Consider the following 13,380-nt stretch of genomic DNA (forward strand, 5'->3'; position numbering starts at 1 on the left):
TCGTTTGTACAAACGAAAAAAGTGCCCTATTTAAAAAATAATGGCACTTTTTTCGCTTGGATATGCTTATAGTATTGAGCAGGCTTTTCCGATAAGTTATTCCATTTGCCTTGCCAGGAAACTTGATGCAGTCTGGATTGACTTTTGTTCGACATCACTCAGTTTATGACCATCTTTTGCAAACAATATGACACAGCCGATTGGATCACCGTTTGCAATAATCGGACTGATGCAATACGAATCAAACTGTTCTTCCTCCCCCTTGATAAGTTCTACGGTCGACTGTTCCGTTTCATAAGCCATTGTGCGATCTTCCATCGTCTTTTCCGGCTGTGAACCGATATTTTTATTCAGATAATCTTTTTTAGACTCACCTGCTACAGCAATAACCTCATCACGGTCGCAAATAAGAACCGGGTAGTTGAGCGAATCAAACAAAGCTTCGGCATACTCGGTTGCAAAAGAACTTAGCTCGTTTATCGGGGAATATTTTTTTAAGATAACTTCACCTTCCCGGTCTACAAATATTTCCAATGGGTCACCTTCACGAATACGCAATGTTCTTCTTATCTCTTTCGGGATAACAACCCTTCCCAAATCATCAATGCGACGTACAATTCCTGTTGCTTTCATTTGTCGGAAGCCCTCACTTTCTATGATGATTGTTCCTGGTGTATGTATTTTCAGATCTATCCTCTATGAGAAAAAACACCAGTTGTGGGTTTAGTATGAAACATCCTGAAAGAACTATACATGATAGATAAACTCAACTGCCGCCGCATCTCAAGAGATCAGGGGCCGGAATTGAACATGAGGGCATCCTCAACAATCCTAGTCATCCCGGTCAACGTCAGATAACCGGCTGATAAAATTTTCGAGTATGTCATAACGTTGCTCATGTGTATCCCGACTCCATTTAAACAAAATCTTCAATTTGCTTCCTTCTGTTCCAAGCTGAAATTCCCGCCCAAATTGATTGGCCAGCGTAAATAGTTTTGATCCGTCAACTTGCTGACTGCGGTTTTTGCTGACAAGTATTTCAATTTTCTTAGGTTTTTCACTGATGGATTCAATCCGCTGCTGCTTCGCGTGTCTTTTCAATGATGACACAATAAACAAATTTGCCACTTCTTGCGGATAATCCCCAAAACGGTCGATTAATTCATCCTGCAGGTCAGTGATAGCTTCAGATGATGAAATGGATTGAAATTGTTTATACATATCAATCTTTTGCTTTTCATCCTTAATATACGTATCCGGGATATAAGCATCGAGCTTGAGCGATAATTCCGGTTCCAATGTTTCAATTTCATCAAGTTTTTTCCCTGATTTGCGTGCTTCAACCGCATCTTTAAGCATCTGCGAATACATATCAAACCCAACGGAATCAATAAAGCCATGCTGCTGTGAACCAAGCAGATTACCGGCACCCCTGATTGACAGATCGCGCATGGCAATCTTGAACCCGGAGCCAAGTTCCGTGAATTCTTTAATCGCCTCCAGCCTTTTTTCCGCAACATCACTTAACACTTTGTCCCGATGATAAGTGAAATAGGCATAGGCTACCCGATTCGAACGGCCAACCCTTCCTCTCAATTGGTACAGCTGACTGAGCCCCATTCGGTCAGCCTGATTGACGATCAATGTATTTACATTAGGAATATCAACACCTGTCTCAATAATCGTTGTGCTGACAAGCACGTCATATTCACCTTCCAAAAAGGCAAAAATGATATTTTCCAGTTCCATTTCGTTCATTTGGCCATGGGCGACAGCAATGCGGGCATCGTCAACGAGCATGCCGAGATCCCGCGCTACTTTATCAATGTTGTCCACCCAATTATGGAGGAAAAACACTTGGCCGCCGCGTGCCATTTCCCGTTCAATGGCTTCCCGCACAAAGACGGGGTTATACTCCATCACATATGTCTGGATTGGAAAACGGTTTTCCGGCGGTGTCTCGATAATCGACAAATCACGGACCCCGAGCATCGACATACGCAATGTTCTCGGGATTGGTGTTGCGGTCAATGTCAGAACATCGACATTTGTTTTCAGCTGTTTTATTTTTTCTTTATGCTTGACGCCAAACCGCTGTTCTTCATCCACGACCAAAAGCCCTAAATCATGATAGGTGACATCCTTTGATAATAAACGGTGTGTACCGATGACAATATCAACCTTCCCTTTACGGAGGCCTTCAATCGTTTCATTTTGCTGTTTTCGAGTGCGGAACCTGCTCAGCATGCTAATTGTAACCGCCTGGTTCTGGAACCTTTCCTGAATGGTTTCAAAATGCTGCTGTGCCAAAATAGTCGTCGGTACAAGAATGGCCACTTGTTTTCCATCTGCCACCGCTTTGAAAGCGGCACGGATGGCCACTTCGGTTTTGCCATAGCCGACATCACCACATAGCAGACGATCCATTGGTCGTTCTTTTTCCATGTCGGCCTTGATTTCCGCAATACAACGTAACTGATCCTCCGTTTCCTCATAGGGGAACTCGGCTTCAAATTCACGCTGCATTTGGGTCTCTTCACTGAATGCATAACCTTTTCTCGATTCACGTTCGGCGTACAGTTTAATGAGGTCATCCGCAATATCTTCCACATTGGACTGCACTTTTCGTTTGACTTTGGCCCATTCGCTGCCGCCCAGTTTATATAGTTTCGGTTCTTTGCCTTCAGCAGCAACATACTTCTGGACAAGATCAATCTGATCGATTGGCACATATAATTTATCATCACCGGAATATTTGATCAGCATGAAATCTTTATGCTTGTCATTCATTTCCAGCGTTTCAACGCCTAAATACTTGCCGATTCCATGATGCGCGTGAACAACGTAATCGCCAACTTTTAATTCCTGATAGTTTTTGATTCGTTCTACATTGGAAATCTTCTGTCTTTTACGCGGGCGTTTTGTTTTCTTTTTGAAAAGTTCATTTTCGGTTATCAGCACAAGCTTATGCATTGGGAACTCAATACCGTTACTGATGTCGCCAACCGTAATAGTTGGTCTTTTTACAGGCAGCGTCAGCTCACTGGTAACATCCGCTTCAATCGAATAATCCATGAATATGGATTGTATTTTTTCGGCCCGCTCATCATTCGGTGCCAGAACCACAACCGAAAAATCACCTTTCTCCCAGCGTTTCAATTCATTTTTAAACAAATGCATCTGCCCATGGAATTCCTGCATCGCCCTTGTCGACAGATTGACGATATTTTGTGGCTGAGTATTCGGAATATGCCGTAAAAAAACGGACATATAAATACGCTGATGTGTGATTTGATCCCATACTGATTGCCAGTCATAAGAAAAATGGCTGTTTCTTACCATTTTATTTGCTTCCAAGAGACTCGAGTACCACTCAGCTTCTTCCGTATCAAGACTGGTTGCCGTTTCCTGGATTCTGCTCATTTCATCAAGGACAACCAATCCATCAGATGGCAAATAATCTAGCAAACTAGCTGGATTATTATAAAGGTAGCCAATATATTTATACATTTCCTGAAAATGTTCCAGGTTCTTTAAACGCTCGATATCATATTCAATGGCTCCGGCCAATGTTTCTTTTGCTTCCTGGGAGCGCGCTTTTTTCAATGATTCACCTAACGCCGCCTCAAGACGCTGGGCAGCCGTCAATCTATCTTCCTCAGTGAGCAGCATTTCCGTTGCCGGGCCAATTGTAACCGCACGCTGCTTATCCAATGAACGCTGACTTTCCGCATCAAAAAAACGGATTGAATCGACTTCATCGTCAAATAACTCGATACGCACCGGGTGTGTTTCAGTAACGGGGTAAATATCAATAATCCCGCCACGGCGACTAAATTCACCCGGTGCTGTCACCATTGATACCCGTTCATAGCCCATATCCACCAGGGATGACAGATATGTATCAAGGTCAATTTCTTTGTCAATCTGAAAATCGAGCTGATATCTGGCCCAGTAATCTGTTGGAGGCAGAATACGCTTTAATGCCGCTACAGGAGCAATCAGTATGCCGGATTTTTTTTGTGACCACTCACTTAATGCTTCGATTCGCTGACTTTTAAGTTCAGGACTTGCAACGGCAATTTCCGAAGCAATTAGTTCATTCACGGGATATAAATGAACATGCTGATCACCAATAAATTCCGTTAAGTCATCATACAGCTGCTGTGCTTGTATAAGCTGATGGGTTACAAGCAAAACAGGCTTTTTCAATGACTCATTCAACACGGTTACGAAAAGACTTCGGGCAGATCCCGACAGACCAGCAACCAGCTGTTCCTTCATCCCGTTTGATATGCCATTGATAACTGATGCAATATCTTCTTTCGATCGTAAAAACTCATAAATTCCGTTCATTTTTCCCCACCTGTTACGTGCAAAAATGCCTTGATTGCCGTCTGATAGTGCATGTTAAGAGGATAAAGTGAAACTTCATTCAGTGGAGCGCTTTTTCTCCACTGAATGTTAGTTGAACCGAATCGGGCAATTACGGGCAGTTAGCCGCTGTTTTTTGACGGGTTACTGACCTGTTATATGCGGGATATAAACCAGACGTTTTGAACAACCTCTATCAGAACGAACCAAAGCTTTTTTACTTAATATATTATATTATTGTATAAAATAGTCCAGTTCATGATACTGTGGATGACTGCCAAGCGATTCTTCACAGTTTTCACAGATGGACTTGATTGTAACCTCACCATTCGCTCCATAGTTTATCATATCACGTTTATCTTCAGGTGATAACTGATCGAGCCCAAGCATAGAGGTATCAACCATACGCTGATCCAACCTGCCAATTTCCTGACCGCAATGTCTGCAATTATAAACAACCGACATAAAAAATACCTCCTCGAATAAACATAGGGATATCCTAAAGTTTATCCGAAAAGTGTATTTTTATACTGGCTGCCGGTCAGCTGTTATATTCATTCATAACCTCAGCAAACGGTTTCTGCAGCCACGTTTCACATGCATCAGCACTTTTTTTGATGCTTGACTGTACATCTTCCTGCTGTTCTTTTGAAAACGGCCGCAACACATAATCCACAATAGGCATGGCTGAGTCAGGTCTCCCGATCCCGATGCGCACACGTTTGAATTCTTTTGTACCGATATGATCAATGATCGAACGGATGCCATTATGCCCGCCATGCCCGCCTTTCTGACGCAGCCGAACCTTTCCTGCCGGCAGATCGAGGTCATCGTAGATAACAAGCACATCTTCAGGCTCGATTTGATAAAAATCCATTAACGGGCGAACAGATTCACCGGAAAGATTCATAAACGTCTGTGGTTTCAGAAGGATGACTTTTTCACCATCACAGGTTTCCACAGTTGACTTGCCGTTGAATTTATCTTTTTTTAATTTCCAGCCATAACGCCCGGCCAACTCATCAATGACCATAAAGCCGACATTATGACGGGTTTTGTTATATTTTTTTCCTGGATTGCCCAGGCCCACGATACATTTCATTGTGCCACTTCCTTTATGGCATTTTTATAAGACGCTTTTTACGCCTTAAAGATGGATTTCGAAAAAACTCGGCTTCCGCCTCGTCTTTAGAGGTCAGAGGCCAAAAGTCAGACTCGAAGAAATTGGTGGACCAGCTGTTTTCAATCTTGAAATAACTTACTGAAAATTATATTTTCTGAACTTATTAAAAGGGCGATAACCCCGATCTTGAATAATCTTACGGATGAAGCAAAACCCCCCTAATCTGACTAGGAGGGTTTCCAGTTACTTGCCTATCGTATTATTCGCTTTTTTCCGTGTCCTCGTCTTCAGCGCCAACGAGTTCAGGCTCGACATTTTCATCTTCAGGTGCTTCTTCAGCATCATCTGCGGTATCCGGTGGAATAACGGTAGCAATCGTCGTATCTTCTTCTTCGATGATTTCATAGTTGTCCGCTTTCGGCAAATCAGCGACAGTGACGGTATCCCCTATGTCCATCTGGGTTACATCAACAGAAATCACCTCTGGAATATCTGCCGGTTTAGCACGAACCTGCAATTCGTATAACGGCTGCTGCAGGACACCGCCATCCTTCACACCAGCAGGTTCACCATCCAGCGTAAGGGATACAGACACGTCCATTTCCTCCGCCATGTTGACGATATAAAAGTCAGCATGGATCAGTTCATCTTTCAATGGATCCATTTGATATTCATGAAGCATGACATCCACAGGCTTCTCATTCTCAATATCAAGTGAAATGATCGCATTTCTGCCTTCATCACGAACTGTTTTGACTAATTCGATACGATTGACCGAAATAGCTTTGGATTCTTTATCCTTACCGTATACAACTGATGGGACATCTCCATTCAGTCTAATCTGTTTTGTAGCAGATTTGGTAAGGTCTTCACGTTTTGCTGCCTTTAATGTTACTGCCATTCCTATCACCCTCCATTATTTAAAACCTCATTTTGCACAGGTTTCACATGGCAAATTCTTTTTCAGTAACGTTTCCATTAAAACATAATTTGTTCATTCACACAAAACACACTGACTTCATAAGTGAAATCAGTCAAACAAAATACTAACTGACTTCAGTTCATGAACACGGGTTATGGCCTCACCAATCAGCGAAGCAACAGATAACACTGTGATTTTATCACTTGTCTTTTCTTCCGAAAGCGGAATTGAGTTAGTAACGACCAATTCCTTGATTTTTGAATCATTTATCCTCTGAAGTGCAGGTCCTGATAAAACAGGATGTGTACAGCATGCATAAACTTCTTTGGCGCCATTTTCAACTAACGCATTGGCGGCAAGCGTAATGGTGCCTGCTGTATCAATGATATCATCAATGAGGATCGCTGTCTTCCCTTCAATATTACCAACAATATTCATGACTTCTGAAACGTTCGGACGCGGGCGGCGTTTATCAATGATTCCGATTGGGGCTTTCAAATAATCCGCCATTTTCCTTGCCCGGGTCACACCGCCGTGATCCGGAGAAACAACGATAATATCCTCAAAATTTTTCTCTTCAAAATAATTCGCCAAAATCGGCACACCTTGCAAGTGGTCGATTGGTACATTGAAGAATCCCTGTATTTGCGGTGCATGCAGATCAAGAGTGATCACCCGGTCAGCACCTGCTGTTTCCAGAAGATCAGCTGCAAGCTTCGACGTTATCGGCTCTCTTGAACGTGCTTTACGGTCCTGTCTGGCATAGCCGTAATATGGCATCACAATATTGATGGATCTTGCAGAAGCACGCTTCAGGGCGTCAATCATGATCAAAAGTTCCATCATATGCTGATTGACCGGTGATGAAGTTGATTGTACTACATACACGTCACAGCCGCGCACACTCTCCTCGATATTAATCTGAATTTCACCGTCACTAAAAGCAGTAACTGTACACTTTCCCAATGTCGTCCCGATATGATCGGCAATATCTTCTGCCAACTTCCGGTTCGAATTGAGTGAAAACACCTTCAGCTTTGGATCCTTATAGTCAGATGCCATGACATTAACCCTCCGTTAATCCTTTTTTTGATTTTTGATTCGTGATGCGTAACCTTCTTTATTTGCTTGCCTGGCACGGGCAATCGATAATGCATCTTCAGGCACATCTTTCGTGATTGTCGAACCTGCAGCAACAAAAGAGCCTTTTCCGACTGTTACCGGTGCGACTAAATTGGAATTGCAGCCGATAAATGCATCGTCTTCAATCGTTGTCAAGTACTTATTCTTCCCATCATAATTAACGGTAATCGTTCCGCAGCCAATATTAACATTGTTTCCCACATCGGCATCCCCGATATAACTTAAATGGGGAACTTTGCTTTTATCACCTAAAGAAGATTTTTTCACTTCAACAAAATTGCCAATTTTTGCTTCATTACCGATGGAGGCTTCCGGTCGGATATGGGAAAAAGGCCCGACCTGTACCCGGTTACCGATATGACTCTCACGGGCAACACTTTGTTTGATAACACTTGCTCGTCCGATATAACAATTATCAATTTCCGTATGCGGTCCTATTTCGGCATCTGTCCTAATCGTTGTCTCGCCTTTAATGACCGAGCCTGGATGAATCAGCACATCCTGTTCGATGACAACATCCGGACCGATATACGTGTGATCCGGATCGATCAGCGTTACACCATTCCGCATATGCGCTTCATTAATACGTTTTTTCATCGTTTTTTCAGCCTGAGCCAGTGCCACCCGGTCATTGATTCCCAGTGTTTCTTCAAAATCGGATGTCTGGAAAGCACTTACTTTTTCATTCCGGCTTTGCAGGATTCCGATGACATCCGGCAAATAATACTCACCTTGTACATTATCATTCGATACGTGGTGTAATGCTTCGAAAAGCGCTTTATTATCAAAACAATAAGTCCCCGTATTGATTTCATCCACTTGAAGTTCGGAACCTACCGCATCTTTGTGCTCAACAATCCGTTCAACTTCATTCCGGTCATTGCGGATAACTCTGCCATAACCTGAAGGGTCTGGCGCTTTTGCGGTTAAGACCGTTGCCATGGCATCTTCCTGTTCATGGTGAGCAAAAAGTGCCTGGTAAGTTTCACCAGTGATGAGCGGGGTATCACCACAGACGACTATAGTCGTACCGTCCTTGTCTTTAAGTAAATCCTCGGCCTGTAAAACGGCATGACCAGTTCCTAATTGTTCCTCCTGTAAAACCATTTGGCTGTCATTACCAATATGCTCAGAGACTTTTTCAGCACCGTGGCCGACAATTGTAATCATTTTATCAAGCTTTACCGTCTTCAATTGTTCGATTACATGCTGCACCATGGGGCGACCTAAAACAGGATGAAGCACTTTATACAGTTTTGACTTCATTCGGGTCCCCTGTCCTGCAGCAAGAATCACAGCATAACGATTAGCCATGAGGAATCCTCCATTCCATTTATCATTATGAATATATCTTAAAAAAACGTTAATTTCAACAATTAAATATATCAGCTAAAAGTGTGCCCGGGGGATAACGTGAAACTGCATTCAGTGAAGATCTCTCCACTGAATACTAGTTAGTCAGAACACTTAGGTCAGTTAGCCGTGGCCTCTTGGTGGTTACGGCCGTTACTTGCGAGATAAAGTGAAGGCTTGGCGATGTTCAGCAAAAGAGATAAGAAACACGGAAAATTATACTTGTGCTTTTTCCCCAGCTGAACGGTGGCACAAAAAAGCAAAGTGAAACTTTATTCAGCGGGGTGTTTATCCTCACTGATGAAGGGGAAAAAAAGCTAATACCTCGGGTGTTGTGTAGCAGCACCTTTGTGACCTGCCTCGCCAGACCCGAACCAAATCAGACCTTTACGGGTAGCTGATCCCCCGACTTTCTTTGAAATCTTGAAGCGGGGGTCTTGCGGCAGGACGTGCTGATACCGACAATAAAGCCGCACAAGGAACGCTTTAGCAGCGATACATTGCTCGAAGTAATTCGTTTTCGAGGACGTCGCGTTATTGTCAGCATGCCCGTTAAGGCGGGACAAAAAAAGAAGGGCTAACCTGTTACAGATCAGACCCTCTGTTAATAATTAATTTAGGATGCTCCGGCTTCTTCGTAGTCTTCTGTACCGTCTCCGGCACGGTGATATTCTTCTAATACTGCATCCTGGATCTTACCGCGAGTATTAGAATTGATAGAGTGGGCAATATCCCTGAATTCACCATCAGGGGTACGTTTGGAAGGCATAGCCACAAACAGCCCATTATTGCCATCAATCACACGGATATCGTGGACTACAAATTCCCCATCCATGGTAATCGATGCAATTGCTCGCATTCTGCCCTCTGTGTTCACGCGGCGTAATCTAGCGTCAGTAACTTCCATGATGTTCACCACCTTTTCCCTTTTGAACTTATTACCATATTTCAACAAAACAATAAGAATTCCTGCCTAATTAGTAAAAAAATTTTAGAAAATATTGCCTTCTTGCAAAAAGGGATTCCGATGAAATGCCACAGCCCTAGCAAATTTTTAGAGGATGTTCACACTTTAAGTGACATTCCCATGACGGACTTCAATTGTTTTTTCCTTTATGTCCACATGTGTAATCTTTACCAGAGATGTATAATTCTCGACAACACGTTCATCTTCTTCATCATCTGCTTCTGCCAGCACACCGATGGCCTGCACCTTTGCATTGAACTCATCCAATAGGCTGACCATCCCATTAATCGTCCCGCCGGCTTTCATAAAGTCATCAATGATGCAAACATTGGCATTATCCGTTAAGCTCCGTTTCGGCAAAACCATTGTCTGAATTTTGCGTGATGATCCGGAAACATAGTTGATACTGACGGATGACCCCTCGGTCACTTTCGGATCACGCCGGACGATAACAACTGGTACATTCAGAACTGCTGCTGTTGCATATGCAAGCGGGATGCCTTTTGTCGCGACTGTCATGACCACATCAATGTCCAGATTGGAAAAAGTCGAAGCTAATACATGGCCTATCTGATTCACCATTTTCGGATCGCCTAAAATATCACTCATATATAAATAACCGCCGGGAAGAATACGGCTGGAATCCTCCAGCGTGTGACAAAGCTCATCGATAAACTGATGACTTCTTTCCCTGGAAAACTCAGGTATGAAACTGACACCGCCTGATGCACCGGGAAGTGTTTGTAAATAACCGATGCCTTCTTTTTGCATCACACGATCAACAATAGACAAGTCTTCACTGATTGACGACTTAGCAGCATCATATTTATCGCTGAAATACGGCAGTGACATATGCTCTTTAGGATGTTCCAGAAAATAACGCGTCAATGATACTAATCGATCGCTTCGTTTCATATAGCCACCTCCAGTTCTATATCCGAATGTTTTAGGTAAATATATCATCAATATACGTTTTTAATCAAATTTTAGCGGCGATCAAGAAGCTGAACAATATATACTTCATTGCAAAATCCTCTTAATCCGTTATAAACACGCCTGGCTTTACTGTAATGTCTGGTGAGACCTGCAACTGTGGGGCCACTTCCACTCATGACGGCACCATCAGCACCAGTTTGAAGCATTTTGTCCTTGATACGCTTTACGTCCGGGTGTAACGAAAATGTAACACTTTCCAATGCGTTGCCAATATGATGGCACAGTTTTCCAAAATCTTTTTCTTCCAGGGAACGGATAAGTTCGTGTGTATTTGGATGATGAAGTGTATCCAAGTCAACTTTGGGAAAAATATGTCTGGTGGAAATGCCAATATTCGGTTTTGCCAGCACAACGTAGCAAGTTGGGGGAGAATCCAGTATGCTTATTTGCTCACCATGGCCTGTCCCAATTGCGGTAGTGCCTTGAATGCAGAAAGGCACATCCGATCCGAGCGTCGCACCCAATTCAATCAATTCATCTGATGAAGCATCAACCGACCACATCCTGTTAAGACCTCGAAGGACAGCAGCTGCGTCACTGCTCCCGCCGCCAAGCCCCGCCGATACAGGAATATTTTTTTGAATTTCAATGCGGACACCCTGGTGTAACTGATATTTGCTTTTAAAAGCAAGCGCAGCCTTATAAGCGATGTTCCGCTCATCATTTGGAACATATTGGCTATCGGTAGAAACCTCTATCGTATCCTCATCAATGGTGTTTAACTCAACCCGATCAGCCAGGTCCACAGATGTCATGATCATTTCAACTTCATGAAACCCATCCCCGCGCTTTCCAAGGACATCAAGTGATAAATTAATTTTTGCCGGCGCCCGTTCAAATAAAACCATCTCGATCACCCACTTTACGAAGACTTGGTTTTTTCGCGGGAGTTAACCTATTTTCCGATAAGTAAAACTACAGCAAATTGTATCATATTCGCCAAACAGTGGCGACCTTCAAAGGAAAACCAGTGCTCATCCGTTTTCAAGGTGTATAGGGAGAGGTTTAAAAAAGGCAAACCCCCTTAAGGGTCTGCCTTATGATTTCATATTTTGCTCGGCCATTTCAATTGCACGTTTCACCATGTTTCCGGCATCTTTTGCTCTGATACCGCCCCAGCCTTCTTTCTGAACTGTGTCGTAAAAGCCTAACTCTTTTGCAATTTCTTCTTTCAGCTGATCCGACATTGCTCCACCGCGTCTGGCCACGAAAGAACATCCCCTTTCCTGTAAGAGTGCCTACGACATCTATAGTTTATGGGGATGACCGAAAGAAACACCCGTTATATGTATACAAAAAAGGAAATATTTTTTTCTCATATAAAAACCGTATATAAAACTGACAATGCAAATAAAATAAAAAAGCAGTAAACCCGGGTTCACTGCTCCGCAATCATTGCTTTGTCATCCTGAAAACTTAACTCCACTGTCTCAGTCAACACGTCAGCATAGCTGTATGAAACACGCTCGAATGCATTCTCGTCCTGATCCAATTCAACAATAAAAACGGAAGGGTATGTTTCTGCCAGTATACCGCAGCGTTCAATTGTCTTTCTCCTGCCGCCGTTTGCTTTCAAGCGCAACCGTTGACCGACATGACATTCAAGACCTTGTTTAATTTCGACCAATGTTTTTGCCACTATACTCCACCTCACTCATATTCAATGATAGCATATGCTTGTATAATAGTCAAATAAAACTTTATATTATAACAGCATAGCTTTTTTAATGTCAACAAGAAAAAACCCTTTTCTATCTTTATTATGACAAATTGTTTACAAATTATGTATGCTATAAAGACATGATACAGAAAGTGAGGGGCAGGAACCGGCCTGATACCGATTCCGTCATTGTTAAATTGCGTGTTCCAAAAAAGAAGGATAAAAAAGACCGGCCGGCTAAGTTCGCAACGTCCTAGACTGGGGGGCGGGGCAGTTTGGAGCAGCAGGCTTAGGATATTTCTGCGTTAGCAACTGTCGTGGGTGATTTTTAGCAGAAGATCCTTTGTGCGATGTGTCATTTTTACCGGACTTTTTTGAACAACCTTTTAAAACATGTTTAATTAATCGTCATCTTCTTCAGGAATATAGGGCAATCCCGTCCGTAAAAGACCTCGTGTTTCCACGCCGCCCATTCCTTTTTCTCCGGTTAAAGTATTGCGCAATGCATCCCATACACCCACTTTTTCCATAAACGGCGTATAGGCGATTTTTGCTGCAATATAAACCGGATCCAATGCATGGATGTTAATTCGGGATGGCGAGCTGGCGAAATTTGCTCCAGCCCGGATTAACGACTCAAAGTGAGATTGGCAGGCACCTGCAAATATTACCAGATCATCCAGCCGCGGGTTCTTTTGTCTGATAGCCTTAACGGTTTCAGTAAAGTATTTTGAATGACGATAGGCACGAAGATCGCTCTTCGGCCCTTTATTTCCGGAAAACGAATCATGACCCGTAATTACGACGATATTCGGCTGAAATTCGTCCACAAGTGAACTAAC

General features: G+C 43.0%; 13 protein-coding genes. All 13 read right to left on the minus strand.

Annotation, left to right across the window (positions count from 1 at the left end; translation table 11 throughout):
* Positions 1 to 96 precede the first annotated feature (96 nt).
* Positions 97 to 633: a stage V sporulation protein T gene (gene spoVT, locus VK080_RS03510; protein WP_324223405.1), complete on the minus strand. Its 537-nt coding sequence runs from the start codon at positions 631 to 633 to the stop codon at positions 97 to 99.
* 198 nt (positions 634 to 831) lie between these two features.
* A complete protein-coding gene (mfd, locus tag VK080_RS03515) occupies positions 832 to 4,356 on the minus strand; it encodes a transcription-repair coupling factor (RefSeq protein WP_324223406.1) in 3,525 nt (1,174 codons plus the stop codon).
* A 252-nt stretch (positions 4,357 to 4,608) separates the two neighbouring features.
* Positions 4,609 to 4,839 carry an anti-sigma-F factor Fin family protein gene (locus VK080_RS03520; protein ID WP_324223407.1) on the minus strand — a complete coding sequence of 77 codons (231 nt, stop codon included), beginning with the start codon at positions 4,837 to 4,839 and terminating at the stop codon, positions 4,609 to 4,611.
* A 76-nt stretch (positions 4,840 to 4,915) separates the two neighbouring features.
* Positions 4,916 to 5,476, minus strand: a complete 561-nt coding sequence (gene pth, locus VK080_RS03525) for an aminoacyl-tRNA hydrolase (protein WP_324223408.1) — start codon at positions 5,474 to 5,476, stop codon at positions 4,916 to 4,918.
* A gap of 280 nt (positions 5,477 to 5,756) precedes the next feature.
* Positions 5,757 to 6,398: a 50S ribosomal protein L25/general stress protein Ctc gene (locus tag VK080_RS03530; RefSeq protein WP_324223409.1), complete on the minus strand. Its 642-nt coding sequence runs from the start codon at positions 6,396 to 6,398 to the stop codon at positions 5,757 to 5,759.
* Positions 6,399 to 6,527: 129 nt separating this feature from the next.
* A complete protein-coding gene (locus tag VK080_RS03535) occupies positions 6,528 to 7,481 on the minus strand; it encodes a ribose-phosphate diphosphokinase (RefSeq protein WP_324223410.1) in 954 nt (317 codons plus the stop codon).
* A 15-nt stretch (positions 7,482 to 7,496) separates the two neighbouring features.
* On the minus strand, positions 7,497 to 8,876 hold the full coding sequence (gene glmU, locus VK080_RS03540; protein WP_324223411.1) for a bifunctional UDP-N-acetylglucosamine diphosphorylase/glucosamine-1-phosphate N-acetyltransferase GlmU: 1,380 nt from the start codon (positions 8,874 to 8,876) through the stop codon (positions 7,497 to 7,499).
* Between the two features lie 655 nt (positions 8,877 to 9,531).
* Entirely contained in the window at positions 9,532 to 9,822 is a 291-nt protein-coding gene (spoVG, locus tag VK080_RS03545) for a septation regulator SpoVG (protein WP_324223412.1), read from the minus strand.
* Positions 9,823 to 9,987: 165 nt separating this feature from the next.
* Positions 9,988 to 10,797, minus strand: a complete 810-nt coding sequence (gene purR, locus VK080_RS03550; RefSeq protein WP_324223413.1) for a pur operon repressor — start codon at positions 10,795 to 10,797, stop codon at positions 9,988 to 9,990.
* 71 nt (positions 10,798 to 10,868) lie between these two features.
* A complete protein-coding gene (ispE, locus tag VK080_RS03555; RefSeq protein ID WP_324223414.1) occupies positions 10,869 to 11,726 on the minus strand; it encodes a 4-(cytidine 5'-diphospho)-2-C-methyl-D-erythritol kinase in 858 nt (285 codons plus the stop codon).
* A 189-nt stretch (positions 11,727 to 11,915) separates the two neighbouring features.
* Positions 11,916 to 12,086, minus strand: a complete 171-nt coding sequence (locus VK080_RS03560; protein ID WP_324223415.1) for a small, acid-soluble spore protein, alpha/beta type — start codon at positions 12,084 to 12,086, stop codon at positions 11,916 to 11,918.
* A 170-nt stretch (positions 12,087 to 12,256) separates the two neighbouring features.
* Positions 12,257 to 12,517: a biofilm formation stimulator Veg gene (gene veg, locus VK080_RS03565; RefSeq protein WP_324223416.1), complete on the minus strand. Its 261-nt coding sequence runs from the start codon at positions 12,515 to 12,517 to the stop codon at positions 12,257 to 12,259.
* A gap of 422 nt (positions 12,518 to 12,939) precedes the next feature.
* A partial coding sequence (locus tag VK080_RS03570) for a sporulation peptidase YabG (RefSeq protein WP_324223417.1) occupies positions 12,940 to 13,380 on the minus strand: 441 nt, incomplete at its 5' end.

This window comes from Lentibacillus sp. (genome assembly GCF_035301925.1).
GTDB lineage: Bacteria > Bacillota > Bacilli > Bacillales > Amphibacillaceae > Lentibacillus.

Bases quoted from the DNA above. Each gene is read 5' to 3' on its own strand.
- spoVT (WP_324223405.1), bottom strand. From the start codon at position 633: ATGAAAGCAACAGGAATTGTACGTCGCATTGATGATTTGGGAAGGGTT.
- pth (WP_324223408.1), bottom strand. From the start codon at position 5,476: ATGAAATGTATCGTGGGCCTGGGCAATCCAGGAAAAAAATATAACAAA.
- glmU (WP_324223411.1), bottom strand. From the start codon at position 8,876: ATGGCTAATCGTTATGCTGTGATTCTTGCTGCAGGACAGGGGACCCGA.
- VK080_RS03530 (WP_324223409.1), bottom strand. From the start codon at position 6,398: ATGGCAGTAACATTAAAGGCAGCAAAACGTGAAGACCTTACCAAATCT.
- VK080_RS03535 (WP_324223410.1), bottom strand. From the start codon at position 7,481: ATGGCATCTGACTATAAGGATCCAAAGCTGAAGGTGTTTTCACTCAAT.
- ispE (WP_324223414.1), bottom strand. From the start codon at position 11,726: ATGGTTTTATTTGAACGGGCGCCGGCAAAAATTAATTTATCACTTGAT.
- spoVG (WP_324223412.1), bottom strand. From the start codon at position 9,822: ATGGAAGTTACTGACGCTAGATTACGCCGCGTGAACACAGAGGGCAGA.
- purR (WP_324223413.1), bottom strand. From the start codon at position 10,797: ATGAAACGAAGCGATCGATTAGTATCATTGACGCGTTATTTTCTGGAA.
- mfd (WP_324223406.1), bottom strand. From the start codon at position 4,356: ATGAACGGAATTTATGAGTTTTTACGATCGAAAGAAGATATTGCATCA.
- VK080_RS03520 (WP_324223407.1), bottom strand. From the start codon at position 4,839: ATGTCGGTTGTTTATAATTGCAGACATTGCGGTCAGGAAATTGGCAGG.